General features: G+C 71.9%; 23 protein-coding genes. 14 read left to right on the plus strand and 9 right to left on the minus strand.

Annotation, left to right across the window (positions count from 1 at the left end; all coding sequences use genetic code 11):
* Complete coding sequence (locus CS0771_RS21155; protein ID WP_212842600.1) at positions 1-1,110, minus strand: ricin-type beta-trefoil lectin domain protein; 1,110 nt, start codon at positions 1,108-1,110, stop codon at positions 1-3.
* 184 nt (positions 1,111-1,294) lie between these two features.
* Between CS0771_RS21155 and CS0771_RS21160 the strand changes: the two genes are divergently transcribed.
* From CS0771_RS21160 to CS0771_RS21175, 4 genes are all read left to right on the plus strand, one after another.
* Positions 1,295-3,235: a serine hydrolase gene (locus CS0771_RS21160; protein WP_212842601.1), complete on the plus strand. Its 1,941-nt coding sequence runs from the start codon at positions 1,295-1,297 to the stop codon at positions 3,233-3,235.
* 69 nt (positions 3,236-3,304) lie between these two features.
* Positions 3,305-4,297 carry an RNA polymerase sigma factor gene (locus CS0771_RS21165; protein WP_212842602.1) on the plus strand — a complete coding sequence of 331 codons (993 nt, stop codon included), beginning with the start codon at positions 3,305-3,307 and terminating at the stop codon, positions 4,295-4,297.
* Positions 4,294-4,575 carry a hypothetical protein gene (locus CS0771_RS21170; protein ID WP_212842603.1) on the plus strand — a complete coding sequence of 94 codons (282 nt, stop codon included), beginning with the start codon at positions 4,294-4,296 and terminating at the stop codon, positions 4,573-4,575. Before CS0771_RS21165 ends, CS0771_RS21170 begins: the two co-directional genes overlap by 4 nt.
* A 120-nt stretch (positions 4,576-4,695) precedes the next feature.
* Positions 4,696-5,898 (plus strand): PP2C family protein-serine/threonine phosphatase, encoded by a 1,203-nt coding sequence (locus CS0771_RS21175; RefSeq protein WP_212842604.1) that lies wholly within the window; start codon positions 4,696-4,698, stop codon positions 5,896-5,898.
* Between the two features lie 6 nt (positions 5,899-5,904).
* Here CS0771_RS21175 and CS0771_RS21180 read toward each other — a convergent pair whose 3' ends face one another.
* The 5 genes from CS0771_RS21180 to CS0771_RS21200 all read right to left on the minus strand — a co-directional run bounded on the left by CS0771_RS21180 (position 5,905) and on the right by CS0771_RS21200 (position 12,650).
* Entirely contained in the window at positions 5,905-6,504 is a 600-nt protein-coding gene (locus CS0771_RS21180; RefSeq protein WP_212842605.1) for a DUF305 domain-containing protein, read from the minus strand.
* A 70-nt stretch (positions 6,505-6,574) separates the two neighbouring features.
* A complete protein-coding gene (locus CS0771_RS21185; RefSeq protein WP_212842606.1) occupies positions 6,575-7,309 on the minus strand; it encodes a lytic polysaccharide monooxygenase in 735 nt (244 codons plus the stop codon).
* Between the two features lie 194 nt (positions 7,310-7,503).
* A complete protein-coding gene (locus CS0771_RS21190; protein WP_212842607.1) occupies positions 7,504-11,013 on the minus strand; it encodes an ABC transporter ATP-binding protein in 3,510 nt (1,169 codons plus the stop codon).
* A gap of 113 nt (positions 11,014-11,126) precedes the next feature.
* Positions 11,127-12,362, minus strand: coding sequence for an exonuclease domain-containing protein (locus CS0771_RS21195; RefSeq protein WP_212842608.1), 1,236 nt, complete (start codon positions 12,360-12,362; stop codon positions 11,127-11,129).
* A 33-nt stretch (positions 12,363-12,395) separates the two neighbouring features.
* A complete protein-coding gene (locus CS0771_RS21200; protein ID WP_212842609.1) occupies positions 12,396-12,650 on the minus strand; it encodes a hypothetical protein in 255 nt (84 codons plus the stop codon).
* A 53-nt stretch (positions 12,651-12,703) separates the two neighbouring features.
* On the opposite strand from CS0771_RS21200, the gene CS0771_RS21205 reads away from it, so the two are divergent.
* Complete coding sequence (locus CS0771_RS21205) at positions 12,704-13,195, plus strand: N-acetyltransferase (protein ID WP_212842610.1); 492 nt, start codon at positions 12,704-12,706, stop codon at positions 13,193-13,195.
* A gap of 176 nt (positions 13,196-13,371) precedes the next feature.
* The gene (locus tag CS0771_RS21210; protein ID WP_212842611.1) at positions 13,372-14,838 is read left to right on the plus strand and encodes a cellulase family glycosylhydrolase; all 1,467 of its coding nucleotides are present in this window, start codon (positions 13,372-13,374) and stop codon (positions 14,836-14,838) included.
* A gap of 48 nt (positions 14,839-14,886) precedes the next feature.
* Here CS0771_RS21210 and CS0771_RS21215 read toward each other — a convergent pair whose 3' ends face one another.
* Positions 14,887-15,411 (minus strand): GNAT family N-acetyltransferase, encoded by a 525-nt coding sequence (locus CS0771_RS21215; RefSeq protein ID WP_212842612.1) that lies wholly within the window; start codon positions 15,409-15,411, stop codon positions 14,887-14,889.
* Between the two features lie 128 nt (positions 15,412-15,539).
* Between CS0771_RS21215 and CS0771_RS21220 the strand changes: the two genes are divergently transcribed.
* From CS0771_RS21220 to mmsB, 4 genes are all read left to right on the plus strand, one after another.
* Positions 15,540-16,706: a hypothetical protein gene (locus CS0771_RS21220; protein WP_212842613.1), complete on the plus strand. Its 1,167-nt coding sequence runs from the start codon at positions 15,540-15,542 to the stop codon at positions 16,704-16,706.
* Positions 16,707-16,957: 251 nt separating this feature from the next.
* The gene (gene chvE, locus CS0771_RS21225; protein ID WP_212842614.1) at positions 16,958-18,079 is read left to right on the plus strand and encodes a multiple monosaccharide ABC transporter substrate-binding protein; all 1,122 of its coding nucleotides are present in this window, start codon (positions 16,958-16,960) and stop codon (positions 18,077-18,079) included.
* A 63-nt stretch (positions 18,080-18,142) separates the two neighbouring features.
* Positions 18,143-19,675 carry a multiple monosaccharide ABC transporter ATP-binding protein gene (mmsA, locus tag CS0771_RS21230; RefSeq protein ID WP_212842615.1) on the plus strand — a complete coding sequence of 511 codons (1,533 nt, stop codon included), beginning with the start codon at positions 18,143-18,145 and terminating at the stop codon, positions 19,673-19,675.
* Between the two features lie 4 nt (positions 19,676-19,679).
* Positions 19,680-20,936 carry a multiple monosaccharide ABC transporter permease gene (gene mmsB, locus CS0771_RS21235; protein ID WP_212842616.1) on the plus strand — a complete coding sequence of 419 codons (1,257 nt, stop codon included), beginning with the start codon at positions 19,680-19,682 and terminating at the stop codon, positions 20,934-20,936.
* 49 nt (positions 20,937-20,985) lie between these two features.
* Here mmsB and CS0771_RS21240 read toward each other — a convergent pair whose 3' ends face one another.
* Both CS0771_RS21240 and CS0771_RS21245 read right to left on the minus strand, forming a co-directional pair.
* Positions 20,986-21,318: a DUF1232 domain-containing protein gene (locus tag CS0771_RS21240; RefSeq protein WP_212842617.1), complete on the minus strand. Its 333-nt coding sequence runs from the start codon at positions 21,316-21,318 to the stop codon at positions 20,986-20,988.
* A 137-nt stretch (positions 21,319-21,455) separates the two neighbouring features.
* A complete protein-coding gene (locus tag CS0771_RS21245; RefSeq protein WP_212842618.1) occupies positions 21,456-22,502 on the minus strand; it encodes an arabinan endo-1,5-alpha-L-arabinosidase in 1,047 nt (348 codons plus the stop codon).
* Between the two features lie 262 nt (positions 22,503-22,764).
* Between CS0771_RS21245 and CS0771_RS21250 the strand changes: the two genes are divergently transcribed.
* The 4 genes from CS0771_RS21250 (at position 22,765) to CS0771_RS21265 (ending at position 26,868) form a co-directional block, all read left to right on the plus strand.
* On the plus strand, positions 22,765-23,679 hold the full coding sequence (locus tag CS0771_RS21250) for a hypothetical protein (protein ID WP_212842619.1): 915 nt from the start codon (positions 22,765-22,767) through the stop codon (positions 23,677-23,679).
* Between the two features lie 192 nt (positions 23,680-23,871).
* Complete coding sequence (locus CS0771_RS21255; protein WP_212842620.1) at positions 23,872-24,222, plus strand: DUF6401 family natural product biosynthesis protein; 351 nt, start codon at positions 23,872-23,874, stop codon at positions 24,220-24,222.
* 129 nt (positions 24,223-24,351) lie between these two features.
* Positions 24,352-25,752: an alkaline phosphatase PhoX gene (locus CS0771_RS21260; protein WP_212842621.1), complete on the plus strand. Its 1,401-nt coding sequence runs from the start codon at positions 24,352-24,354 to the stop codon at positions 25,750-25,752.
* 135 nt (positions 25,753-25,887) lie between these two features.
* The gene (locus CS0771_RS21265) at positions 25,888-26,868 is read left to right on the plus strand and encodes a PQQ-binding-like beta-propeller repeat protein (RefSeq protein WP_212842622.1); all 981 of its coding nucleotides are present in this window, start codon (positions 25,888-25,890) and stop codon (positions 26,866-26,868) included.
* Positions 26,869-26,903: the final 35 nt, after the last annotated feature.

Here is a 26,903-nt window from a genome sequence, read left to right on the forward strand (position 1 = left end):
TCAGCGGGTGAACCAGCGCTGGGCGTTGGTACCGTTGCAGGTCCACAGGTGGATGATGGTGCCGTTGGCGGTGCCGGAGGAGCGGGCGTCGACGCACTTGCCGGAGCCCGCGCCGACGATGGTGCCGTCGGCGTTGACGGTGAAGCGCTGGGCGCTGGTGCCGTTGCACGGCCAGACCTGGATCTTCGTCCCGTCGGCCGTGCCGTTGCCGTTGACGTCCAGGCACCGGTCGCCGTAGATGCGCAGCTCGCCCGCGGCGGTGCGGGTCCAGCGCTGGTTCGCGGCGCCGTGGCAGTCCCACAGGTGCACCTGGGAGCCGGGCCCGGCGGTGCCGGTGCCGGAGTCGTCCATACAGCGGTTGGACAGCGGGTTGGACAGCAGCACGGCCGAGCCGACCGGCGGCACGCCCACGTGGCTCAGGCTGCCGGGCACCGACTGCAGGGCGGTCCACCAGGTGGCGGCCATCTTGTCGTAGCCGGCCTGGTTGGGGTGCAGCCCGTCGGCGAGGTCGGCGAGGGTGAGCGGCGAGTGCATGTCGACCAGGTGGGTGCGGGGGCCCTTCTGCGCGACGATGCCGGGGATCGCGGCGTTGAACGTCAGCGAGCGCGCCTCCTCGGTCGGGTTGCTGCGCGGAGTGACCTGGGCGACGAAGATCTCGGTCTGCGGGCCGAGCAGGCGGATCCTGTCGATGAGCGCCGACAGCCGGGCCGGGGCGTTGGGCAGGTCGTAGTTCTGGCCGACGTCGTTCGTGCCGATGTGGAGCAGGACGGTGCGCGGCGCGTACGCCCGCATCCAGGTCACGATGTTGGCGTCGAGCTGGTCGATGCGCCAGCCGGAGTGGCCCTCGTGGTCGTGGTCGCCGAGCACCGCGGGCCCGTTGAACCCGGAGCCGACGAAGTCGACGGTGCGCCCGGCGGCGGCCATCCGCTGCCAGAGGTTGATGCGGTAGCCGCCCGGCACGTTGAACCCGTCGGTGATGGAGTCGCCGAGCGGCATGATGCGGACCCCGCCGTTGGACTCGGCGTGGGCCGGGGTGCCCGGCAGCAGGGCCAGGACACAGGCGGTGAGCAGGGCGGCGATTGCGGGCAGGCTGCGGCGATCTCGGCGCATGGCGGTCCCCTCGGGCAGGGTCGGATGTCCAGGGCTCGCGTGACGCCGTTCACGCAGACAACGAGGTCCGCCACAGAGTTTGAGAATTGTCGATTGATATGTCAAGCGGGGCCGGTCGCGTGGCTGTCGGCCAGCCGACAGCGAAGAAGTGTTGGTCCGGGCGCCGCTCGCCACTCATGCCGGCATGACACGCCTACAGCTGCTCATCACCGCCTGCGTCGCGGCGCTCCTCGCCGCCGTCGGGGCCGCCGTGCCCGCGACCGCCCACCCGGGCCAGCCGTCCGCCGTCTTCGACCCGAACTCGGTGGACTGGTACAGCTACCACGACAAGGACATCGCCGAGTTCGACGCCATCCTGCTGGACTGGTGGAACAGGGGCTTCATGCCCGTCGACATCGAGGTCGACGCGTTCGACGGCGGCAAGCTCAGCTTCGGCGGCGCCGCCCAGCGCAACCTGGACGGCCGGGACTGGATGGCCGACACGGTCATGACCACCGCCGAGTACGCCGCCAAGAACGCCGACGCGGTCGACCGCGGCCTGCGCCTGGTCGACCGGGAGATCTACAAGTACCAGGGCGCGACCTACATCGGTGCCGTCTGGACGGCGAACCTGGAAGCCCTCGGCTGGTACACGTCCAAGTTCTCGATGACGCTGGCGGAGCTGAACGCGTTCGTCGCCAAGCACAAGCAGGCCGGACGGATGCCGATCGACTTCGACGTCCACACGGCGTCGGGCGGCATCGGCTACTCCGTGGTGGTGCTCGACAATCCCGAGAACCTCGACTGGCGGCTGCGCGCCGACCTGACCCACGCCCAGTTCCTGGCGGCCGACGACGCGTACGCCGCCGCCGGCTTCCGGACCATCTCCATGGACTCCGCGAGCAACACGTTCGGCGGCCTCTGGTGGGAGAACGCCAACGGGCGCACCTGGGCCTCCCGCATCCTCAACACCGAGACGGACTACGACAACTCGTGGCACAGCCTGGCCGACCTCGGCCTGCGGCAGATCTTCAACGGCCGCTACGTCGGCGCCGACGGCAAGGTCCACAACATGACCACGTGGCGGCAGAACGACCAACGCTGGAACTGGGACCTGCGCATCCCGGTGGACAACATCGTGAAGGACCAGATGGACGACGACGCCATCCCCGGCGTCAGCGTCGCCGTCATGCGCGACGGTGAGTTCCTCTACAAGCGCGGGTGGGGCCACGCCGACCTCGGCAAGGGCATCTGGATGGACTCCGAGCACGTGCTGCGTACGGCGTCGGTCAGCAAGGCCGTCGGCGGCGCCCTGCTGCTGAAGCTGGCCGACCACCCGGAGCTGTGGGATCTGGACGTGAACGACCCGGTGAACACCTGGATCGACGGGCTCGCCGACGACTACGACCCGGTCACGCTGGAGATGCTGGCCAGCAACCGGGGCTGCGTGCGCTGGTACGCGAGCAAGGAGACGTACACCGACCCCGCCGAGCAGCAGGCGCAGCAGGACGCCGACGCGGAGATGGCCACCACCAGGTACGAGTCCGACGCCGACGCCTTCGGCCTGTACAGCGGCGACCCGCTCGTCTGCGTGCCCGGCACCTACCACTACAGCACCCAGGCGTCCGGCGCCCTGGGCCGGGCGATGCAGGCCGCCACCGGGCAGACGAGCGCCCAGTTGCTGGAGAACGAGCTGGCCGAGCCGCTCGGGCTGGACGAGATGGTCGGCGAGAACCTCGACGACCCGTCGATCCGGGCCGCCAAGGCGTACGCCGGCGCCACCAACACGGAGATCGACCTGCACTCGTCGCAGAAGACGTTCGCGCTGTTCGGCGGGGGCGTCTGGTCGAGCGCGGGCGATCTCGCGAAGTTCGCCCACGCGCTGGTCACGGGCCAGATCGCCGACGACCCGGACTACATCTGGACCGGCACGCCGTGGACCAACTACGCCTACGGCTGGACCCTGGGCAGCCAGAACGGCCAGGTGAAGATCACCAAGGACGGCAAGGCCGACGGCGCCGACGCCTACCTGATCGCGTACCCCGGCGAGGACATCCAGATCGCCGTCCTGATCAACCGGGAGGAGCTGACCAAGAACTCCAGCGCCAAGGCCATCGCCGAGGCCATCGGAGCCATGCTCGTCTGACGCCCATCCGACGGTGCCGGGCCCCGGGTGAGGGGTCCGGCACCGTCATCGACGAGGGAGAATGAAATCGTGCAGGATCTGGACGAGGCCTACCGCGCCTACGCGCCCCGCCTGCTGGCGTACTGCACCGCGCTGCTGCGCGACCGCGACGCGGCGGCCGACGCGGTGCAGGACGCGTTCCTCACCGTCGCGGCCAAGCAGCACCAGCTGCGCGACCCCGCCCGGTTCGAGGCGTGGCTCTACGCCGTCGCCCGCAACAACTGCCGCGCCCAGCAGCGGGTGCGCGGCAGGCAGGTCGCGTTCGACTTCGAGGACGCCCCCGCCGGCACCCTCGACGACCCGGCCGCGGCGGTGCGCGCCGCCGAGGTGCGCGAGCTGGTGCACGCCGCGGCCGCCGGCCTGGGCGAGGCCGACCGGGAGATCGTCGAGCTGGCGATCCGGCACAGCCTGTCCCCGGCCACCCTGAGCGTCGTGCTCGACCTGCCGGTCAACCACGTGCACGCACGCCTGTCCCGGGCCCGCGGCCAGCTGGAACGGGCGATCGGCGTGCTGCTGCTGGCCCGCTACGGCGCGGCGGACTGCCCCCAGCTGGCCGGGCTGCTCGACGGCTGGGACGGGCGGCTCGACCCGCTGACCCGCAAGCGGATCAGCCGCCACAGCGAGGCATGCGAGCGCTGCGCGAACCGCCGCGGTGTGCTGGCCAGCCCGGCTTCGCTGCTGGCGGGCTACGCGTCGCTGCCGTTCGTCGCGGTGTCGGCGATGGACCCCGCGCGGTTCCTGTCCGCGCCGCCGCCCCGTCCGGCGGCCCGGTCCCGTCGGCGCCTCGCCAAGGTCGTGGTGCCGGTGCTGGCCGTCGCGCTGCTCGGCGGCGCGCTGGCGCTGGCCCGGGGCAGGGACGAGCCGGTCTCCTCCGGCAGCCCCTCCGCGCTCAGCATCGTGTCGCAGGTCTCGCCCTCGGCCCTCCCGTCGCCGCAGCCTGCGGTCGGCTCACCGGCGGGCCGGGCGTCAAGGTCCGTGCGTCGTCCACGGCGGCCCCGTCGCCGGTGGCAGCCTTCACTGTGATCGTCTCCGCCAAGTCGGCGACGTGTACGACGGCGAGCAACACCTACAAGCTGCACGTCGAGATCACGACCTCCGTGCCGTTCGGCAGCGCCCGGCTGCACTGGATCGAGGGGTCCTGGCCACGGCACAGCCTGCCGATCGAGGCGACCGGCCCCCGCTCCGGTGAGGTGACGAAGGTGCTGCTGAAGGATCCGGCCGAGTGGTGGGTGGAGGCCGTGGCCGCGGACGGGCGCACCGCGAAGACTGCCCGCGGGTTCGTCCGCAGCCCCTGCCTCTAGACGGACAGCGGAAGAGACGTTTTATATGGATAAGAGCCGGGAAAGACGTTTTAGGGGTACATGATGACAAGGGCTTCGCCGATCGCGGCGGAGGCGACGGGAATGGCGATCATGGGGCAGATGCAGTACGACCCGTGGCACGCCGCGCTGCTCGACCTGCTGCACCTGATCCAGCGCGCACAGGGCGACGAGGTGGCGGCCAGTGTGAGTGCCGCGCTGCGCCCGCTCGGCCTCGAGATCACCTGCTACCTGGTCGACGAGGAGCAGTCGCACCTGCACCCGCTGCCGGAGCCGGGCAAACCGGCGCCCGCGCCGCTCGGCGTCGACGGCACCATGGCCGGCCGCGCCTTCACCACGGTGAACACGCACCGCGCGACCACATCCGGCGGCACCGACCGGCTGTGGGTGCCGCTGATCGACGGAACGGAGCGGCTCGGCGTGGCCGACCTGGTGTTCCGCCGGGAGGACTGTGACATCGCCGCGGTGCAGGAGTGGTGCGAGAGCTATGTCAACCTGGTCGGCCACCTTATCGCGGTGAAGCTGCCGTACGGCGACTCGCTGAACCGGGTCCGCCGGACCCGGCGCATGTCGGTGGCGGGGGAACTGCTGCTGGCGACGCTGCCCCCGCAGACGTTCACCACGGACCGGCTGGTGATCAGCTCGATCCTGCAGCCGCACTACGACGTCGGCGGCGACGCGTTCGACTATGCCCTCGACGACGCGAACGCCTGGTTCGCCGTGCTGGACGGCATGGGCCGCGGCCTGCCCGCCTCGCTGATGACGGTGGCGACCCTGGCGGCGCTGCGCGCGGCCCGGCGCGCGGGCTTCGGCCTGTACGCGTCCGCGCGCGAGGCCGAGCGCACGCTGACCCGCCAGTTCGGCGACAAGTCGTTCGTCACCGCCGTGCTGTGCGAGCTCGACCTGGAGAGCGGCCGGATGCGCTACGTGAACGCCGGGCATCCGTTTCCGCTGCTGCTGCGCCGCCACCAGGCGGTCCGTGAGCTGACCGGCGGCCGCCGGCTGCCGCTCGGGCTGGCCGACGGCGAGCCGGTGCTGGGCGAGGAGGTGCTGGAGCCCGGCGACCGGCTGCTGCTCTACACCGACGGGGTGGTCGAGGCCCGCAACAACGCGGGCGACGTGTTCGGCGTGGAGCGGCTGGTGGACTTCACCGAGCGGGCCGCGCTGGCGGGCACGCCCGCGCCCGAGACGCTGCGCGGGCTGTCCCACCGGGTGGCGGCGTTCCAGGACGGGCCGCCGCGCGACGACGCCACCCTGATGCTGCTGGAGTGGTCCGCCGAGGCGGCCCGCCGGGCGCGGCTGTGAAGGCCGCTAGCCGGACACGAGTTCCAGCATCATCTTGACCTGGGCGGTGCGGGACGAGTCGACGCGCGTGGCGAACTCCAGCACCTGCGGGTTGGCGCCGCCGGACAGCTCCAGCCGGGCGTACTCGACGGCCTGGTGCTGGTGGCCGATGAGCAGGTTGAGCAGGACCTGATCGAAGTCGGCGTCCTTCGCCGCGCGCAGCGCCTCGACCTCCTCGGCCCCGGTCGCGGGCAGCCCGCCGTGCGCGGCGTGCACGTCCGGATTGCTGTCCGGGACGAGCGGCTGCTGCCAGCCCGTGAGCCAGGCCTGCACCGTCTTCAGCTCGTCGGCCTGGGTGACGTCCATCGCCGCGGCGAGGTCGCGCACCTGCTGGTTGCGGCTGCGCTCGGCGCCGATCTTGAGCAGCTCGGCGGCCGGGGCGTACTGCGCGGCCATCATCTGCAGGAACATCACGTCGGTGGCGTTGTGGCCGCCGGACTCGTTCACGGCCGGTGGCGCCGACCCGGTCGGGGCGGAGGCGGCCGGGACCGCCGGGGCCACCCCGGGCGGCGCGTCGCATCCGGCGAACAGCGCGGCGACGGCGGCCAGGGCCAGGAAACGCTTCAACGTCTCTCCTCGACGGTGGGGTGGAGGACCCGGCTCGCGGTCCGGGCGGCCGCGAGCCGGGCGGGTGGTGCTAGATGCGCTGCCAGAGCGCGGGGGTGGTGGACGGCTCCCAGCCGGTGAGCGCGGTGTGCGCCTGCAGGCAGCGGTAGGTCGCCCCGCCGTAGGTCACGGTCGCGCCCACGGCGTAGTAGGTGCCGGCCGCCCAGGTCCCGCCGGGGTTGGTCGGCGGGGTGGGCGATGGCGGCGGAGGCGTGGGGGAGGGCGGCGGAGGCGTCGGGGTGCTGCCCCCGCCACCAGTGCCGACCTGCAGGTCCACGCAGGAGTAGAACGCCATCGCGGTGTCGTAGATGTTCCACCGGGCCAGCACGGTGAACCGGCCGGTGCGGCCGCCCAGGCTCACGCTGTGCGAGACCGTCGCGCCGGGCTGGGCGCCGTTGTCGTTGAACACCGCGATGCGGGTGCTCCCGACGAAGTACTCCCAGGTGCTGGTGCGGTGGCGGGCGGTGAGCACCCAGTTGAACGAGACGTTGTTGCCGACGGAGGTGGCCGGCCAGTTCTTGGTGTTGTCGTTGAGCACCGCGAACCGGCTGCCGCCGCCGTTGCACTGCATGGAGCCCTTGGGGGCCTCCACGCTCTGCGGCTCCCACACGATGTCACCGCAGCCGGTGACCCGGCCCTGGGCACACATCGCCTGCCGGCTCGGCGGGTTGGAGATGTAGCCGTGGGCGCTCGCGGGGGTGGCGACCAGACCGGACGCCAGGACGGTGAAGATGGACAGGACGGGTAGGACGATCCGTTTTCTCATGGCTCCTCCTCGCTTGCACGCGGGATGGACCGACCGGACGAGTGCCGGTGTCGTGAGAGGAGACATCGACACCCGTTCACGGAAACATAAAATAAACAGTCCTAACTGTAAATACGGTTAACTGAGATCTGGCTTAAAATTGGCATAGAACAGGAGCCCACGCCGCGTCGGCGTGGGCTCCTGTCCGTTCGCGCTCAGCCCGCCAGGTGACCCCAGCGGCCCTCCAGCTCCTCCCAGGAGCCCTGCGCGGTGACCTCGCCGTTGATCAGCACGACCACCCGGTCGGCCTGGACCAGCGCCGCCCGCTTCGAGGTCGAGCCGACCACGGTCACCCCGTGCGCGCGCAGCGCCTGCCACAGCTGCAGCTCCGTGGTGACGTCCAGGGCGGACGACACGTCGTCGGCGATCAGCAGCTCGGTGCCGGGCGCCAGCGCGCGGGCCAGCGCCAGCCGCTGCAGCTGGCCCCCGGACAGCCGGGTGCCCTTGTGCCCGATCACCAGCTCCATGCCGCTGCCGGCGGCCGCCAGGTCGTGCTCCAGCTGCGCGGTCGCGACCGCGGCGGCGGCGTCCACGTCGTGGCCCAGCCGGATGTTGTCGCTGACCGTGCCGGACAGCACCCGGGGCAGCTGGGCGACGTAACCGACCTGGTTGGGGCGCAGGAACAGCTCCGGATCGGTGATCCGGTCGCCGTTCCACCGCAGGTCGCCGTCGTGGTGCACGATGCCGGCCAGCGCCCGCAGCAGCGACGACTTGCCGGCGCCGACCGGGCCGAGCACCAGCACCAGGTCGCCGCGCTCGACGGTGAGGTCGACGCCGCGCACGCCCACCGTGCCGTCCTCGTGCACCGCGGTGAACCCGACCAGGTCCAGCCGGCGCAGCGGGTGCCGGGGCGCCGCCACCGGACCCGGCGCCGTACCCGCCGACATGTCCACGCCCGGCACCGAGGTGGAGTAGCCCGCCACCCCCGCCATCGCCACGGTGCGCTTGGTCCACACCCGCGCCGACGGCAGCTGCGACACCAGCGAGGCGGTGGTCCAGGCGAACCAGCGCGCCGAGCCCAGCGTCGAGATCGCGACCAGCGTCGCGCCCGCGCCCAGGTCACCGGCCATGAACAGCGCCCACACGCCGATCGGCAGCAGGCCGGACAGCAGCGCCGGGGTCGAGCGCGCCCAGACCTGCGTCGAGATCTCGCGCCGCTGCCGCTCGCTGCGCGCGATGTCCAGCCTGGCCAGCTCGGCCAGCACCGGCCGGGTCGCCCCGGCCAGCTTGACCGTGCGCGCCGACGACAGCGACGACACCAGGAACGTGGCGAACGCGGCCCGCGCCGCGACGGTGTGCGCGGCCGAGCGTTTCAGCACCGGCGCGAAGATCAGCGCGGTCAGGCCCGACAGCAGCATCGTGCCCGCGAAGAACAGCGCGGGCACGATCGAGCCGGACACCAGCGTCATCGTCACGATGACGAACACCGACAGCGACTGGTCGACCAGGTTGTCGGCGAGCAGCACCACCCGTTCGGTGTCGCCGCCCTGCGCCACCACCTCGGCCGGGGTGTGCTTGCTGATCCGGCGCGGCCCGGTCTGCCCGTGCACCAGGCGTACGTTGATGCGCAGCATCTGGCGCACCCACCACTCCGGGTAGCGCACGCCGGCGAAGTAGCCGGCCGGGGTGGTGATCATCAGTCCGGCGGCGATGCCCAGCGCGGGCCACCACGGGCTGCCGACACCGTCGACCAGATCCGACCACAGCCACGGCAGCACCGTGCCGTCCAGGCCGAACAGCAGCATGATCGCGAACATCGCGACGCCGAACAGGCCGAACCTGGCGTCGTTGACGGTCAGCCGGTAGATCTCGCGCAGCGTGCGCACCTTCGGCGTGTCCGGCAGCGGCGGCGGGTCCGACTTGGGCGCCGCCACCAGCTCGGCGCCGTCGCCGTCAGCGCCGCGCCCCGGTTCGGCACCACCGCGGCGTCCCGTGCCGGGCGCCGCCTCGGCGGCGGCCTCCAGCCCGTACGCCCCGGCCAGCACCAGCTCGCCGTCAGCGGTGTCGGCCCGGCTGCTGGCCAGCAGCTCGGCGAAGCGCTGTGACTCGGCCAGCGGACCGGCCTCCACGACCCGGCCGTCGGCCAGCACCACGACCTCGTCGCACGAGCGCACCGACGACAGCCGGTGCGCGATGACGATGCCGATCCGGCCGCGCAGCAGCCGCTCAGCGGCCTGTTGCACCCGCCCCTCGGTCACCGGGTCCATCCGGGCGGTGGCCTCGTCGAGGATCACCACCTGCGGGTCGCGGACCAGGATGCGGGCGAACGCCACCAGCTGCTCCTGGCCCGCGGACAGCTTCTGCCCGCCCTCGCCGAGCCGCGTCGCCAAGCCGTCGGGCAGGCTCTGCACCCAGGAGGACAGCCCCAGCTCCGCGAGCGCGGGCCCGGCCGCGTCCAGCAGCTCCGGGTCGAACAGCGCGATGTTCTCGGCCAGCGTGCCCGCCAGGATCTCGGTGCGCTGCGGCACGATCGCCGTCCACCGGCGCAGCTGCTCCACGTCCAGGTCCAGCAGGTCCACACCGCCCAGGAACACCGCGCCGCGCGGCACGTCCACGGATCGGGTCAGCACCTTGGCCAGCGTCGACTTGCCCGACCCGGTGCGTCCGACGATCGCGTACGACCGTCCCGGCGCGAAGGTCAGGTCCAGCTCGTGCAGCACGGGGCGGCGCCGGTCGGCCGCGTAGCTGAAGGTGAGCCCGCGCACCTCCAGCTGCCCGGCACGCGGGGCGTCACCGCCCGCGGGCTCCTGCGGCACGTCGCGCAGCAGCTGCACCCGAGCCCACGCGCCCAGCGCGTACTGCACCTCCGGCAGCATGCGGCTGACCTGCTCGACGGTGCCGCCGAAGGCGATGGACAGCAGCCACACGGCGGTCAGCTGGGCCGCGCCGAGCTGACCGGCGGCCAGCGCCCACACGCCGCCGAGCACCATCAGCGCGATGCCGGCCCGGGTCACCCCGGACGCGATCGTGGTCACCCGCGACGACATCCGCCAGACGCGGCGGCCGCGCCGCAGCACCTCGCCGGTGCGCGCGGCGACCAGGCGCAGCACGTACGGGCGGCCCAGGCTGGTGCGTACGTCGTCCTGGCCGTGCACGGCCTCCTCGGTGACCGCGGCCAGGTCCGACCAGGCCTCCTCCTCGTCCATGCGGGCGGGGCCGATGGCCGCGGTCGACCTGCGCAGCCCGGCCGCCAGCGCACCGGTCAGCAGCAGCATGACCAGTCCGGCCGGCCACCACACCACGAACGCGGTGACCAGCGACAGCACCGCCACCGCGGCCGACTGCACGATGCGTACGCCGTTGCCGCGCAGCTGTGAGCCCACCTGGTAGACGTCGCTGTCGATGCGGTCGAGCAGCTCGCCGACGGGGGTGCCCTCCAGCGCGGGCAGCGACTGCCCGAACGCGACCTTGCACAGCCGCCGCCGCACGTCGGCGGCCCAGTCCGCGGTGATGCGCGACATGAGCAGGCCCAGCATGAGATCGCCGAGCACGACCACGGCCAGCGCCACGGCCAGCGCGGCGAAGGCCGGACCGGACCGGTCCACCAGCACGGCGCCGGCCAGGGGAGCGGACACCGCTGCCGCGGCCGCACCGGCCGCGATGAGTAACAGCACTATCGCGGTACGGCGTGGCGACGTGGCCCACAGGTCACGGAACAGACGCATCGGGGGCCCCTTGCACGTGGTTTGAACTGGTCACCAGCATGCAAGGCGGCGCGGGTGGGCCTCAACACAATTACGGCGGCGGCCCCGTGGTGATCACCACAGGCCGGGGCCGGTCACGGCGCGGGCGGCAGCTTCGCCAGCAGCCCGAGGAACGCACCCGGATGGATGATCGGGACGCGGTGCCGCCGGGCCTGCCGCGCCTTGCCCGACATGGTGTCCGGGTCCGCCGCGACGAGCAGCCGGGTGGTGCGGGTGACGCCGCGCCCGACGGTCAGTCCGGCCGCGCGGGCGCGCTCCTCCCACAGCTCGCGCGGCTCGGCCGTCTGCCCGGTGAACACGACCGTGTCGCCCGGCAGCAGCCGGAACGCGGGCGCGGGCAGCGGCCGGGTGCTGCGCCCGCGTGCCGGGTCCGGCACGGGGTCCAGGACCGTGGCGACGTCGGGGCGGGTGAGGCCGAGCAGCGCGGCGACCGTGTTCAGGTCTGCCCGTTCGATGTCGGTGACGGTCCCGTCGTCGCGCGCCTCGGCGGCGAGCGCGTGCAGGTACGCCCGGTGCAGGTCGAGCACCTCGGCGCGGCTCAGGCCCAGCTCGGTCGCGGCCTCGACCAGCGCGTCCGCCTCCATGGTGGAGACGTGCCGGTCGAGCAGCGCGTGGTCGAGCAGGGACAGGTACGTGTCGGCCTGCGGCGGCGAGGCCACCCGTGGCAGCCGGTCGATGAGCCGGGCCAGGAAGTGCTCCTCGGCCTCGTGCCGGTGGCGCCGCTGCATCGGCAGGACGTCGGCCTCGGGCAGGTCCGGCCAGGTCAGCGTGGAGGCGTCGAGCACCAGCTGCTGCCACGGCGGGGGAGCGCCGACCCGGTGCAGGTATCGCGACAGCAGCCCCGCGGCGGCGCGGGCGTCGTCCAGCGCGCTGTGCGCCCGGTGCTGCGGGATGCCCGCGGCCAGGCAGCAGTCCCGCAGGCTGCGTCCCGCGTTGGGCAGCAGCTGCGCGGCGAGGTTCATGGTGCACAGCCCGTACTCCCGGCCGACCGGGGCCGAAAGGCCCAGCCGGGCGTACTCGGCGACCAGGAAGGCCGCGTCGAAGGCGAGGTTGTGCGCCACCACGACCCGGTCGCGCAGCAGCAGGCTGATCCGGCCGGCCAGGTCGGCGAAGACGGGCGCGCGCCGGGCCTCGGCTGCGGTGATGCCGTGCACGTGCTGCGGTCCGAGGTCGCGCTCGGGGTTGACCAGGCTGCACCAGTCGCCGGTGACGCGCCCGGCCGCGTCGACGTGCACGATCGCGATCTCGCAGATCCGGTCGTGCCAGGTCGTGCGCAGGCCGGTCGTCTCGACGTCGATCACCGCGTACATGCCGTCACCTCTGCTGTGCCGTGGTCCGCGTCCTCACGGTAGGCCCTGGCGCAGACCGCCGGACTCGGCCGAAGGCACCTCGCTCCCTCCGCCGACCCGTGGACGCCGCGCCGGGTGCGGCCCGGAACCGAACCATAGTCCTATCAGGATCGGTTTCCGGTCATCCGCGCCGGGCGGCCCGGCGTGCCTGTCCCGCCAGCTGCTGCGCTCGTCGCGTGCGCCGATGACCAGGCCGACCACGCTCAGGGCGACCAGCGCCAGCGCGCCGGCCAGCTGCAGTGCATCCATACCCGGAAATGTGTCACAGCCGCGCACGGCCGCCGCCCGGTTAGGCTGGGCTGATGACCGAGGAGGACGGCGCCTTCGCACTGCGGCCCGCGCGGGCGGACGACGCGGCGGCGGTGGCGGCGATCTGGCGGGACGGCTGGCGCGACGGGCACCTCGGCCACGTGCCCGAGGAACTGGTGGCGATCCGCACCGCGGAGTCCTTCGGCGTACGCGCCGCGCAGCGGGTCGCCGAGACCACGGTCGCCGAGGTGGACGGCGCGGTCGCCGGGTTCATCGTGGTGCACGGCGACGAGGTCGAGCAGGTGTACGTCGGCGCGGCGCACCGCGGCAGCGGCGTCGCCGGGGCGCTGCTGGCCGAGGCGGCCCGGCAGGTCGGGGCGAACGGGCACGCCCGCGCCTGGCTCGCGGTGGCCGCGGGCAACGCCCGCGCCCGCCGCTTCTACGCCCGCGAGGGCTGGACCGACGAGGGCGCCTTCGACTATCCCGCGCACACCTCCGGCGGCCCCGTCCCGGTGCCCTGCCACCGCTTCGCCCGGCAGGTCTGACCGCTCCCGCTGTCCGAAGTAGCCGACGGCGTGGCTGCTGGTGGCACCGGCATTTAAGTGATCTTTAAGTCATGCCGCCTTGACGGGGCAGTGACGCCTACCTATGGTGGGCAATCGTAAGTTAGTTTTCCTATCAGTCCGGTTCGGACCCCTCCGAAGCCCCCGTGGAGGCGCGTATGTCTCGCAAACTCAGATCCGTCCTCGCCGCCGGCGCGGTGACCGCCCTGGCCGCACTGTCGCTCGCCGTCGCGGTCAGCACCGCCGGTGCGGCCGGGACGCCGACCGCCACCTTCACCAAGGTGTCCGAATGGGGCTCCGGGTTCGAGGGCCGCTACACCATCGTCAACGGCGGCACGACCACCCTGAGCACCTGGCAGGTCTCGTTCACGCTGCCCGCCGGCACCACCATCAGCTCGCACTGGGACGCCACCCGCTCCGGCAGCGGCCAGCAGGTCGTCTTCGGCAACGTCGGCTGGAACGGCAACGTCGCCCCGGGCGCGTCGGTCACCTTCGGCTTCATCGGCGTCGGCTCGGGCAGCCCCACCGGCTGCCTGCTCAACGGCCAGCCGTGCGCGGGCGGCACCCAGCCCAGCCCGTCCGCGTCCTCGCCGCGCCCGCCGTCGCCCTCGGCCTCGCCGTCCCGGCCCCCGTCGCCGTCGGCCTCGCCCTCACGCCCGCCGTCGCCGTCCCCGTCGGCCAGCCCCAACCCGGGCACCCCGGTCGCCGCCAACGGCCAGCTGCGGGTCTGCGGCCGCCAGCTGTGCAACAAGAACGGCAAGGCGATCCAGCTGCGCGGCATGAGCACGCACGGCATCCAGTGGTACGCGAGCTGCGCGACCGCCGCCTCGCTGTCCGTGCTGGCCTCGGAGTGGCAGGCCGACGTGCTGCGCATCTCGATGTACATCCAGGAGGGCGGCTACGAGACCGACCCGCGCCGCTACACCGACATGGTGCACAACTACATCGAGCTGGCCACCGCGCGCGGCATGTACGCCATCGTCGACTGGCACATGCTCGACCCCGGCGACCCGAACTACAACCTGGCCCGCGCCAAGACCTTCTTCACCGAGATCGCCCAGCGCCACGCGAACAAGGTCAACGTGCTCTACGAGATCGCCAACGAGCCCAGCGGTGTCAACTGGGCCACCATCAAGAGCTACGCCGACCAGCTCATCCCGGTGATCCGCGCGCAGGACGCGGAGGCCGTCGTGCTCGTGGGCACCCCCGACTGGTCCTCGCTCGGCGTGTCCGGCAGCGGCGGCGGCGTCTCCACCATCGCGGCCAACCCGGTCGCGACCGGCAACGTCATGTACGTCTTCCACTTCTACGCCGCCTCGCACGGCGACGCGTACTACAACACGTTCGCCCAGGCGATCGACACCCTGCCCATGTTCGTGACCGAGTTCGGCACCCAGGAGTACACCGGTGACGGCCCGAACAACTTCACCATGTCCCAGCGCTACCTGGACCTGATGGCCGCCAAGAAGGTCAGCTGGACCAACTGGAACTTCTCCGACGACTTCCGCTCGGGAGCCGTCTTCACCTCCGGCACCTGCTCGGCCGGCGCCTTCTCCGGCACCTCCCGCCTCAAGCCCGCCGGCGCCTGGGTCCGCGACCGCATCCGCACCCCCGACGACTTCTGAGAAGGAAGGGCACCTTCTTATCGTTTTCCGTAGTAGAAGGTGCCCTTCCTAACTCTCGTCGTCGGCGAGCAGCTGGTACAGGACGTGGTCCCGCCAGACGCCCGCGATCCGCAGGTACTTCGGGGCCATGCCGATGCGCACGAAACCGTTGCGCTCCAGCACCCGCCGCGAGGCGAGGTTGTGCGGCATGGCCCCGGCCTGGATCCGGTGCAGCCCCTCCTCCCCGAAGGCCACCTGCTTCATCAGCGCCACGGCCGCGCTCGCCACGCCCCGGCCGTTGACGTCCTGGCTCACCCAGTAGCCGAGGTGGCTGTTCAGGAACGGCCCGCGCACGATGTCGTTCAGGTTGATCCGGCCCACCACCCGGCCGTCCAGCTCGATCACGTGCGGCACCACCTCGCCCAGCGCGTGCCGGCGCAGCGCGACGCGGACCACCTCCGCCTGACCCTCCGCGGTGAACCAGCCCTCCGGCCGGATCGGCTCGAACGGGGTGAGGAACTCCAGGTTCACGCGGTACAGCTCGGCGATCGCGGGCACGTCGTCCATGGTGACGAGGCGGGTGGTGACGCTCATACCCTCATGATCGCAAACCGGCCCGCCGGGGCCCGCACCGCACCGACCGGATGATCGTCAAAGATGTCGATGCCGTCGGTCGCACAAACTGCCCGACTGATGTCGGGGGTGATAGGCATCATCGAAGGATGCTGGAGAAGCTGGACAGCGTCGGCTGGAGCGGTTTGACGCACGCCTACGGCACGGCCGAGGAGATCCCCGCGTTCATCGCCGCGCTGCGCTCGCCGGACGGCGAGGTGCGCGCCGAGGCGCTGGACGAGCTGTGGAGCTGCCTGCTGCACGAGGGCCTGCGCTTCGAGGCGGACGCGTACGCGGTGCCGTTCCTGGCCGATCTCGCCGTCGACCCGGCGACCGCCGACCGCGCGGTGATCCTGCACCTGCTCACCGCGATGGCGATCGGCTCCGACCACCCGTACCTGGTCACCGGCTTCCCGATCGGGCGGCTGCGCCCCTCGCCGGACGCGGTCGACGAGTCCTGGCACCTGCTCTACAGCGAGTGGAGCGGCCGGTCCCACGACGGCCCCGCTTCCGAGGGCAGCGCCGAGCTGCGGGTGTACGACGCGGTCCGGGTCGAGGTGCCGCGGATCGTGCCGCTGCTGGCCGACCCGGACGGCGACGTGGCCGAGGCGGCGGCCTACCTGCTGGCCTGGTTCCCCGAGCAGGCCCGCACCACGGTCGGGCCGCTGGTGGACGCGGCGTTCCGCAGCGGGCTGCGCCGCGACGCGCGGGTGAGCGCGCTGCTGGCGGCGGGCCTGGCGACGCGGACGCCCGGACCCGCCCTGTCGGCCGGGCTGGAGCTGCTGTCCGACCCGGACGGCGAGGTGCGCTGGGCGGCGGCCGCCTCGTGGGCGCTGGCCTGCGGCGCCACCGCGCCCGAGGAGGTGCGGGTGGTGCTGCGGACCCGCGCCGAGGACCGGTCCGAGCACGACGAGCCGTGGCTGGCGCCGTGGGGTATGCGGCGGGCCGAGTGGTCCGTGCGGCTGCTGGAGCGCATCGGCGACCCGGCCGGCGCGGAGATCCGGCGCAGGCTGGTCGCGGCGGCGACGGCGCAGCCGCGGTCCGGTGGCTGGGCCGAGCACCTGGCCGAGCCGTTCTACCTGGCGTTCGGCGACGACGAGCGGACGGGGCGGGTGCCGTTCGAGCGGCTGACGCCTGCGCAGTCGTGGCTGGTCGAACACCTCGCGGGGCATCCGGAGGTGTTCGCGGCGGACGGCGGGCAGCTCGACGACCTGCTGCGCTGGTACGGGCTGCCGACCGGGCACGGGCTGCTGGCGGCGTACGCCTCGGCGCGCTGAGCTGCCGCCCCGAAGAGGGCGGCGCCGTCGTGCGAAAGGGTTTCGAGCGGGTACGCGAACGCTCTTGACACCCGAAATGTTATCGCTAACATGCTTGTAACACGGAGCCGGATCACCGTCAGGGTGCCGTCATGCCGCATGCTCAGCAGTAGCGAAACCGACCCAGGAATGTGAGCGGTCACATCACTGTCTGTGAGCGCTCACACGCCGACCGGCCGTCCCCGGGCAACTCCCGTCGGAATAGGAGCGATATGAAGATCGCAAAACTGGCCGCCGCCGCGGTGGGCCTGATCCTCGCCACCGGCCTCGCCGCCTGTGGCTCCAGCACCAAGACCGGCGACCAGCAGCCGGGCGGTGACGGCAAGACCCTCGTGGGCGTCACGATGCCGACCCGCTCCTCCGAGCGCTGGATCCACGACGGAGACAACCTGAAGTCCCAGCTGGAGGCGCTGGGTTATGCGGTGGACCTCCAGTACGCCGAGAACGACATCCCGACCCAGGTGAACCAGATCGAGAACCAGATCACCAAGGGCGCGAAACTGCTGATCATCGCCTCGATCGACGGCACCGCCATCACCACGCAGCTGCAGCAGGCGGCGGACAAGAAGATCCCGGTCATCGCGTACGACCGCCTGATCCGCAACTCGCCGAACGTCGACTACTACGCCACCTTCGACAACTACAAGGTCGGCGTGCAGCAGGCGACCTCGCTGCTGGTCGGCCTCGGGCTGAAGAAGGCGGACGGGTCCGACGGCACGGCCAAGGGGCCGTTCAACGTCGAGCTGTTCGCCGGCTCGCCGGACGACAACAACGCGACGTTCTTCTTCAACGGCGCGATGGACACGCTCAAGCCGTACATCGACAAGGGCACCCTGGTGGTCAAGAGCGGCGAGAAGGACTTCAAGACCGTCGCCATCCTGCGCTGGGACCCGGCCACGGCGCAGAAGCGCATGGAGGACCTGCTCACCAAGACCTACGCCAAGGGCGACAAGGTGCACGGCGTGCTGTCGCCGTACGACGGCCTGTCCATCGGCATCCTGTCGGCGCTCAAGAGCACCGGCTACGGCACCGCCGGCCAGCCGTACCCGATCGTGACCGGCCAGGACGCCGAGGTCGCCTCGGTCAAGTCGATCATCGCGGGGGAGCAGTACGCCACGATCTACAAGGACACCCGGGAGTTGGCGAAGGTCACCGTGAAGATGGCCGACGCGGTGCTCAAGGGCGGCAAGCCCGAGGTCAACAACACCAAGGACTACGACAACGGCACCAAGGTCGTCCCGTCGTACCTGCTCGAGCCGGTGATCGTCTACAAGGACAACTACGAGGCGGCTCTGATCACCACCGGTTACTACACCGCGGACCAGCTCAAGTAGTGACCGCGCGCCCGGCCGGCGAATTCCGGCCGGGCGCCCCGTCCCGTCCCGAGGAGGACGACCTTGACCGACGTGATCCTGCAGATGCGGGGCATCACCAAGACGTTCCCCGGGGTCACCGCCCTCGACGACGTCAACCTCACGGTGCGGCGGGGCGAGATCCACGCGATCTGCGGGGAGAACGGCGCCGGCAAGTCGACCCTGATGAAGGTGCTGTCCGGGGTGTACCCGCACGGCACCTACTCCGGCGAGATCGTCGTCGACGGCCGGCCGTGCAGCTTCGGCGGCATCCGCGACAGCGAACGGCTCGGCATCGTGATCATCCATCAGGAGCTGGCGCTGTGCCCGAACCTGTCGATCGCGGAGAACATCTTCCTCGGCAACGAGCGCGCCCCGCGCGGCCTGGTGGACTGGAACCGCACCAATGCCGAGGCCGCCGAGCTGCTGCACCGCGTGGGCCTGCACGAGAATCCCACCACGCCGGCCACGGACCTCGGCGTCGGCAAGCAGCAGCTGGTCGAGATCGCCAAGGCGCTGTCCAAGCGGGTGCGGCTGCTCATCCTCGACGAGCCGACCGCAGCCCTCAACGACCAGGACTCCGCGCACCTGCTGAACCTGCTGCGCGGCCTGCGGGACCAGGGCATCACCTGCGTGATCATCTCGCACAAGCTGAACGAGATCGAGGCGATCGCCGACACCACCACGATCCTGCGGGACGGGCGCACCATCGAGACGCTGGACATGGCGGCCGACGTCGTCACCGCCGACCGCATCATCGCCGGCATGGTCGGCCGCGACCTCGAACACCGCTTCCCCGAGCACGAGCCGGACATCGGCGAGGAGGTGCTGCGCATCGAGGATTGGACCGTGCACAGCCCCACCCAGCACGGGCGGATGGTGGTGCGGGGGGCCAACCTCAGCCTGCGCCGCGGTGAGATCGTCGGGCTGGCCGGCCTGATGGGGGCCGGGCGCACCGAGCTGGCGATGAGCGTCTTCGGGCGCAGCTACGGCACCGGGATCTCCGGCCGCATCTTCAAGCACGGGCGGGAGATCCACCTGAGGAGCGTCGGCGACGCGATCGCGCACGGCATCGCGTACGCCACCGAGGACCGCAAACGCTACGGCCTGGTGCTGATCGACGACATCAAGCGCAACGTGTCCGCCGCCGGGCTGGGCAAGCTGGCCACCCGGGGCTGGATCCACGACAACGAGGAGTACCGGGTCGCGGAGGCGTACCGCACCGGCCTGAACATCAAGGCGCCGAACGTCTCGGCGGTCACCGGCAAGCTGAGCGGCGGCAACCAGCAGAAGGTCGTGCTGTCCAAGTGGCTGTTCACCGATGCCGACGTGCTCATCCTCGACGAGCCCACCCGCGGCATCGACGTGGGCGCCAAGTACGAGATCTACACGATCATCAACCAGATGGCCGACCAGGGCAAAGCCGTGCTGGTCATCTCCTCCGAGCTGCCCGAGCTGCTCGGCGTGTGCGATCGCATCTACGCCATGTCCGCCGGCCGGATCACCGGCCAGGTCACCCGCGCCGAGGCCACCCCGGAGCGGCTCATGCAGTACATGACCACGGTTAAGGAGCAGTGACCCCATGCTCAGTGTCGAGCCGACCGGCCCCGGTCCCGCGGTCGCGGTGGCGAAGGAGCCCGCGGCGCCGAACCGGTTCGGCGGCCGGCTGTTCTCGGCGAACCTGCGCCAGAACGGCATCTACATCGCGTTCGCGCTGATCATCGCGCTGTTCGCGGTGTGGACCGAGGGCGACCTGCTGGCGCCGCAGAACATCTCCAACCTCGTGGTGCAGAACTCCTACATCCTGATCCTCGCCATCGGCATGATCCTGATCATCATCGCCGGGCACATCGACCTGTCGGCGGGTTCGGTGCTCGCCGTCACCGGCGCGATCTCGGCCGTGCTCATGGTCGAGTACGACCTGCCCTGGCCGCTGGCGATCCTGATCACGCTGATCTGCGGCGGGCTCATCGGCGCCTGGCAGGGCTACTGGATCGCGTACTTCGGCATCCCGGCGTTCATCGTGACGCTGGCCGGCATGCTCGTGTTCCGCGCGCTGACCCTGGCCGTGCTGGGCAACCAGGGCATCGGGCCATTCCCGGACGAGGTCCGTACGATCGCCAACGGCTTCATGCCGACCTACCTGGGCAACATCGGCCTCGGCCCGCTCGACGGCGCGGATCTGTTCACGCTGCTGATCGGGCTCGCCTTCGTGGCCGGCATCGTGGTCACCCAGTGGCGCGCCCGGGTCGGACGGCAGCGCTACGGCCAGGCCGTCGAGCCGACCGCGCTGTTCGCCGCCAAGCTGGTGCTGGCCGCGGTCGTGGTGATGACCGTGATCGTGCAGCTGGCCCGGTTCAAGAACCTGCCCTGGGTGCTGGTCCTGCTCGCGGTGCTGGTGCTGGCGTACTCGCTGCTGACCGACCGGGTCGTGTTCGGCCGCCACATCTACGCCATCGGCGGCAACCTCAACGCCGCGACCCTGTCCGGCATCAAGGTCAAGTCGGTGACGTTCTGGCTGTTCGTCAACATGGGCGTGCTGGCCTCGATCGCGGGCGTGGTCTTCGCCGGACGGCTCAACCAGGCCGGTCCCACCGCGGGCAACGGCTTCGAGCTGGACGCGATCGCGGCCGCGTTCATCGGCGGGGCGGCGGTGCAGGGCGGCGTGGGCCGGGTGGTCGGCGCCATCACCGGCGGCCTCATCATGGGCGTGATCAACAACGGGATGTCGCTCATCGGCGCCCCGAGCGAGCGGGTGATGCTGTTCAAGGGCCTGGTGCTGCTGGCCGCGGTGGCGTTCGACGTGTTCGCCAAACGACGGGCCGGCGCCGGCAAGTGAGCCGCTCAGGCAGGGCGCTCTCCCTCGATCGGGGAGAGCGCCCTCCTGCTCAGCGGCGGGTGGACCGGTCGGGGTCGGTCTCCTTGCGGGAGTGGGGGAGCTGGGCGCCGCCGCGGCGTTTGCGGATCAGGTTGGTGAGGAACGTCAGAGCGAGCGCGAGCACGCCCATGTCGTCGAGGTAGATGGGGTCGGGGAGCAGGTCCACCGGGAAGATGGTGTAGATCAGCGCGCCCCAGAAGGCGATCTTGCCGCCTACGCCCAGCTCGCCGAGCATGCGTTTGGCCACGAACAGCCGCTTGCCGAGCTTGATCGCGCCGATGAGCGTGATGATGCCGACGATCGCGACGGCGACGCCGATGATGATCCAGGTATCCCGAGACACGCACGGTTTCTACCCCGGCGGGGTGCCGGTAATCCAGCGGTCGTTCGGCTGCTTGTCAGGCGGGCCGCAGGAACTGCTCCGCCGGGCGGCCCCGTGTGCCGGGCCGGTCGCGGGCGCGCCGCGACCGGCCCGGGGGCTCAGTACACGAACGGCCAGCCCGCGTTGTCCCAGCCCAGCAGGTTGATGCCGAGCCGGGCCGCGCCGCTGTCGGTGTAGTAGTGGTAGAACAGCACGTCCTGCCCGTTGTCGGCGAGCACCGCCGGATGGCCCGGCCCGTGCACCGAGCCGTGCCCGGCGAGGATCTGCGTGCCGCCCCCGGCGGTCATCGCGACGCCGTTGCGGTCGGTGTAGGGGCCGTTCGGCGACGTGGACCGGCCCACCATGGTCCGGTAGGTGCTGGCCGCGCCGCGGCAGCAGAAGTCGAACGACACGAACAGGTAGTAGTACCCGCCGCGCCGGTACACGAACGGCGCCTCGACCGAGCCGCTCGCGGTGAAACGCTGCGCCAGGGCGCGTACGGCCGTGTCGGTCGTGGAGCGCTTGCCGGTCACCGGGTCCAGGCGCACCGACTTGATCCCGGTCCAGAACGAGCCGAACACCAGCCACCACTGCCCGTCGGCGTCGACCAGCAGGTTCGGGTCGATGGCGTTGTAGTCGACCGCGCCGCTGCTCTCGATGACCAGGCCCTGGTTGGTCCAGCTGCCGGACGCGCCGGTGGTGCTGGTGGCCAGGAAGATCGCCGAGCGCTGCGAGCCGAAGCTGGAGGCGGAGTAGTAGAGGTGGTAGCGGCCGTTGCGGTAGGAGATGTCGGGCGCCCACAGGTTCGCGCCGCCGCCGGTGTAGGCGGTGGTCCACGGCGCACCGCCGGGCCAGACCACTCCCGCGTCGCGCCAGGCGACCCGGTCGGCCGACGTCTTGAGCGTCAGGTTGTTCCCGGTCGTGACCAGCAGGTAGGTGCCGTCGGGGCGGCGTACCACGGCGGGGTCGTGGGCGCCGGTGGAGCCGGTGACCCGGCCGGGGTTCGGATAGGACGGTGGTGGCGCCGTCGGCGCGGCTGCGGCCGCGAGAGGTGCGGGCGCGAGGTCGCCCGGGGCGGCGGTGGCCGCGACCGCTCCGGCGGCGAGGGCGACGACGCCGGTCAGGCCCGCGCAGAGGGCGGCCAGACGGCGGGGGTACGGGTGCATGCAGACTCCGATCACGGACGTCGGGGGACGCGCGCGGGATCGGGACCGGCACGCGGGATGGTCCCGCCGCGACGCCGGCCCAGGGCATCGGTGGCGGGAGGCGCGCACGTGCTCCCGCGCCGATGTTAACGGTCTCATACGGACATGTCGATACATCCGGGCACGGGATCGCCCGAACGTGGTGAAGGCCGTTTCCGGTCGCACCGGGTGGGGAATGCGTTCGCTGAAAAGAAGTCCCTCACCGTCCGAAAGGAATACAGCCATGGACCTCGGAGAGGTGGCGACCGACACCCTGCGGTCGATCGCGCTGTTCCTGCCCAAGGCGCTGGCCTTCGTGGCGATCCTGTTCGTCGGGTGGCTGGTCGCTCGCGGCCTGCGCATGCTCACCGACAAGGGCCTCGAACGCGTGCGCTTCGACCGGCTCGCCGAGCGCGGCGGCGTCGCGGGCCTGCTGGCCCGGGGCGGCGTGGACGCCTCCGACCTGGTGGCGCGCCTGGTCTACTACGCGGTGCTGCTGTTCACGCTGCAGCTCGCGTTCGGCATCTGGGGCCCCAACCCGGTCTCCGACCTGATCAACGCGGTCGTGGCGTGGCTGCCGCAGGCGTTCGTCGCGATCGTCATCGTGGTCGTCGCCGCCGCCATCGCGTCCTGGGTCAAGGACCTGATCACGAGCGCGCTGGGCGGCCTGTCGTACGGCCGGTTCCTGGCGACCACCGCGTCGGTGTTCATCGTCGGCCTCGGCGTCATCGCGGCGCTGAACCAGGTCGGCGTGGCCACCACGGTCACCACCCCGATCCTGATCGCGGTGCTGGCCACGATGGCGGGCATCCTCATCGTGGGCGTCGGCGGCGGCCTGGTCCGCCCGATGCAGTCGCGCTGGGAGGGCTGGCTCGACCGGGCCGGCCAGGAGTCGGGCCGGGTCGCCGAGCACGCGCGGGCGTACGCCGCCGGGCAGTCCGACGCCACGCAGATCATGTCGGCGCCGCAGACCGGCACCGTGTACCCGTCGCAGGCCGCCACCGAGCGCCCGGCGACCGCCGAGCCGACGGCGATCATCGAGCGGCCGGCGACCGCCGAGCCGACGGCCTACCCGCAGGAGGGTGAGCGGGAGCCGCTGGTGCCCGGCTTCGACAGCGACCAGACGCAGCCCATCCCGGACCAGCGCCCGCGCCGCTGACGCGGCCGCTGCCCGGGTGATCAAGGCTCCCTTTCCGCTGTTCCGGCAGCGGGGAGGGAGCCTTGATCACAGGTGGGGGCGAATGGCCATACCTCGGGCGGGTGGCACCGGTCGGGCAGCCTTCTCCGCTGTTCGGTCATATCGGGCGTGAGGCCTCCTGGTATCGATCGCCGTTCGCCTACGCTCGCTCGCATGGACCACGGCCCCACCAGCCCCGAACTCGCCCGCCAGGTGCTCGACCGCTACGCCCGCGCGGTCGGGGACGCCGGTCGTGCCGCCGCCGCGGCCGACCCCGGCGTGGCCGCGATGCTCGACCAGGCCACCGCGACCGTCGGCGACGCGCTCGACCCCAACCGGCGCCCGCCCCTGGTCGAGCTGGCCAGCTACGCCGACGGGCTGACCGACCGCGCCACCTCGCTGGGCTGGCGGATGCCGGACCCGATGACGGTCGACTGGCGGCGCGCCGACCAGATCACCTGGCGGCTGGTCGCCGTCTGCGAGCTGGCCACCGCGGTCCAGGACGAGGACGTCACCGCCGCCTGACTGGGCGCGCCGGCACCCAACGTTTGCCTGCTGTTCGCCGAGGTGTGGGGTCGATCGCCCGGCCCGTTAGGCCGCACGGGTTTGCATGTCGAGGTCAACGACGTGAAGAAACCCCTAAGGCGGTTCTGCGTGAACACCCCTCTCTCCCGCCGTAACCTGCTGCGCGCCGGCACCCTCGGCGGTCTCGGCATCGCCTTCGCCGGCAGCGTGTCGGCCGTCGCCGGACCGGCGTACGCCCACCCGTCGGTCCCCGGCTACGGCCCGCTGATCCCGGACCCGGCCGGCATCCTGGCCCTGCCGGAGGGCTTCTCCTACAAGATCGTCGCCCGCGCCGGGCAGACCCTGCTGACCACCGGCGAGCCCACGCCCAGCGACCCCGACGGCACCGCCTGCTTCGGCACCCGCCGCGGCTTCACCCTGGTCAACAACCACGAGATCGGCGGCTCCGAGCCGTTCGGCGTGCCCGCCCGGCCCGGCCTCACCTTCGACCCCGGCGCCCGCGGCGGCACCACCAACATCGACGTCGACCACGACGGCAACCGCGTGCGCCAGTACGTCAGCCTCGCCGGCACGCACAACAACTGCGCCGGCGGCATCACCCCGTGGGGCACCTGGCTCACCTGCGAGGAGACCGAGCAGCGCAAGGGCGGCCGGTTCGAGCACGACCACGGCTGGGTGTTCGAGGTCGACCCGTTCGACCAGGAGGCCAACTACGAGCCGGTGCCGCTGAAGTTCCTCGGCCGCTACGCCCACGAGGCCGTCGCCGTGGACCCGAAGACCGACGAGATCTACTTGACCGAGGACGCGAGCGGCCCGAACGGGCTCTACTTCCGCTGGGTGCCGCCGCAGGGCTTCAAGGGCCGCGACGGCGCGCTGCGCAAGCTCGCGCTCAGCGACGGCGGCGACACCGCCGGCCGGCTGCAGGCGCTCAAGGCGACGCTGCACGGCGAGCACATCGCCGACCTGTCCGCCGCCACCGAGCCCGGCACCACGTACAACGTGACCTGGGTGGACGTGCCGGACCGGCTGGCCGCCACGGTCTCGGTGCGCAAGCAGTTCACCAACGACCAGGTCACCCGCGCCCGCAAGCTGGAAGGCCAGTGGTACGGCGACGGCGGCGTGTACTTCGTCTCCAGCTACGCCCGGATCAGCGACGGCAGCCTGCACGAGCACGACGGCCAGGTGTGGTTCTACGACCCGAAGCGGGAGACCGTCGAGCTCAAGACGATCTTCGGGGTGAACCCGGACCCGTCCGTGGACGGCGCGTTCGACGGGCCGGACAACATCACGGTGTCGCCGTACGGCGGCATCATCCTCGCCGAGGACGGCGATGGCCTGTCCCACCTGGTCGGCGTCAGCGACCGCGGGGACACGTACGCGCTGGCCCGCAACGAGATCAGCGACAGCGAGTTCGCCGGGCCGACGTTCAGCCGGGACGGGCGGATCCTGTTCGCCGGCATCCAGGCCGACGGGCTCGTGCTCGCCATCACCGGCCCGTGGGGCCGCAGGGGTCACGGCCACGGGCACTGACCTGCCTTAAGCCGCGCCCGTTCCGGATGTGCCGCCGGGGCGGGCGCCAGCCGGTGGCGGTGCCAGGGACGGACGCCGCCACCGGCACCCTCCGACGTGGTTGTCACGAGCCGCCACCCGTGCTTTCATCGCCGAATGATCTTCGAGGTGCGCTGGCGGCACAGCGTGCACCAGCGTGCCTACGCGACCCGGTCCACGGTCGCCGGTGACCGTGTGGTCGTGCACGAGCGCTCCAGCCGGCTGGTCGGTCTGGACGTCCGCGACGGCGGCGTGCGCTGGGACGTGCCCGGCTGCCGCTGGCCGAACGCGCTGACCATCGCCGACGGCCGGTGCCTGGCGATCGCGCAGTGGCTGCAGCCGTGGCTGGTCTGCGTCGAGGCGATCGCGGGCGAGCAGCTGTGGCGGGCGGAGCTGCCTGCGACGACAGGGCATCTGGCGGTGGCCGGGGGAGCGGCCGTCGTCGGCGGCTGGCGCGGCTATACCCCGCTCGGCGCGTACGACCTCGGCACCGGGTCACTGCTCTGGCGCACGCCGGAGCCGGTCACGGTCGAGGCGCCGTATGCCGTGGACGGCCACGTGCTGATCGCCGAGACCGGCACCGGACGGCTCCGGCGGATCGACGCCCGGACCGGCGGGGACGTCGCCGCCTGGCGGCTGCCGGAGTCCGTGCTCGGCGTGGACTCGGGCCCGGTGTTCCTGCGCCTCGACGCCGACCGGGTCCTGGTCCGCGGCGTTTCCGGGACGGTGTGGGTGCTGCACCTGCCGACGGGAGAGCATCACCGCCTGCCCGGAGTGCCCGAGGACACCCGTGCGGTGTGCGTGGCGGGCGGGGTGGTCTGGTGCGACACCGACCCGTGTCAGGTCGCGCTGGAGCCCGGGACGGCGGCGCCGTTGGCGCGCGTGCCGCTGTACGGGCGGCTGGTCGGAGCCGTCGCCGTGGAGTCCGGCTGGGTGCTCGCCTCCGACCAGGGCAAGCTGGCCGTCGTCGGGCGCGACGGCGCGGTGCTCGGCCGGGCCACCGTGGACAAGCGGATCGGCGCGCTGTACGGGACGGATGGGGACCGGGTGCTGGTGATGGGCAAGAGCGAGCTGCTCGCGGTGGATCTGCGGGCGTGAGGTCAGCGCCGCGTCCGCAGCCGGTTAGGTTGATC

Source organism: Catellatospora sp. IY07-71 (genome assembly GCF_018326265.1).
In the GTDB taxonomy this organism is placed as follows: domain Bacteria; phylum Actinomycetota; class Actinomycetes; order Mycobacteriales; family Micromonosporaceae; genus Catellatospora.

What these genes read in the sequence shown, in the direction of transcription:
- CS0771_RS21155 (WP_212842600.1), bottom strand. Translation starts at nt 1,110, where the DNA reads ATGCGCCGAGATCGCCGCAGCCTGCCCGCAATCGCCGCCCTGCTCACC.
- CS0771_RS21160 (WP_212842601.1), top strand. Translation starts at nt 1,295, where the DNA reads ATGACACGCCTACAGCTGCTCATCACCGCCTGCGTCGCGGCGCTCCTC.
- CS0771_RS21175 (WP_212842604.1), top strand. Translation starts at nt 4,696, where the DNA reads ATGCAGTACGACCCGTGGCACGCCGCGCTGCTCGACCTGCTGCACCTG.
- CS0771_RS21185 (WP_212842606.1), bottom strand. Translation starts at nt 7,309, where the DNA reads ATGAGAAAACGGATCGTCCTACCCGTCCTGTCCATCTTCACCGTCCTG.
- CS0771_RS21190 (WP_212842607.1), bottom strand. Translation starts at nt 11,013, where the DNA reads ATGCGTCTGTTCCGTGACCTGTGGGCCACGTCGCCACGCCGTACCGCG.
- CS0771_RS21195 (WP_212842608.1), bottom strand. Translation starts at nt 12,362, where the DNA reads ATGTACGCGGTGATCGACGTCGAGACGACCGGCCTGCGCACGACCTGG.
- CS0771_RS21200 (WP_212842609.1), bottom strand. Translation starts at nt 12,650, where the DNA reads ATGGATGCACTGCAGCTGGCCGGCGCGCTGGCGCTGGTCGCCCTGAGC.
- CS0771_RS21205 (WP_212842610.1), top strand. Translation starts at nt 12,704, where the DNA reads ATGACCGAGGAGGACGGCGCCTTCGCACTGCGGCCCGCGCGGGCGGAC.
- CS0771_RS21210 (WP_212842611.1), top strand. Translation starts at nt 13,372, where the DNA reads ATGTCTCGCAAACTCAGATCCGTCCTCGCCGCCGGCGCGGTGACCGCC.
- CS0771_RS21215 (WP_212842612.1), bottom strand. Translation starts at nt 15,411, where the DNA reads ATGAGCGTCACCACCCGCCTCGTCACCATGGACGACGTGCCCGCGATC.
- CS0771_RS21220 (WP_212842613.1), top strand. Translation starts at nt 15,540, where the DNA reads ATGCTGGAGAAGCTGGACAGCGTCGGCTGGAGCGGTTTGACGCACGCC.
- chvE (WP_212842614.1), top strand. Translation starts at nt 16,958, where the DNA reads ATGAAGATCGCAAAACTGGCCGCCGCCGCGGTGGGCCTGATCCTCGCC.
- mmsB (WP_212842616.1), top strand. Translation starts at nt 19,680, where the DNA reads ATGCTCAGTGTCGAGCCGACCGGCCCCGGTCCCGCGGTCGCGGTGGCG.
- CS0771_RS21245 (WP_212842618.1), bottom strand. Translation starts at nt 22,502, where the DNA reads ATGCACCCGTACCCCCGCCGTCTGGCCGCCCTCTGCGCGGGCCTGACC.
- CS0771_RS21250 (WP_212842619.1), top strand. Translation starts at nt 22,765, where the DNA reads ATGGACCTCGGAGAGGTGGCGACCGACACCCTGCGGTCGATCGCGCTG.
- CS0771_RS21255 (WP_212842620.1), top strand. Translation starts at nt 23,872, where the DNA reads ATGGACCACGGCCCCACCAGCCCCGAACTCGCCCGCCAGGTGCTCGAC.
- CS0771_RS21265 (WP_212842622.1), top strand. Translation starts at nt 25,888, where the DNA reads ATGATCTTCGAGGTGCGCTGGCGGCACAGCGTGCACCAGCGTGCCTAC.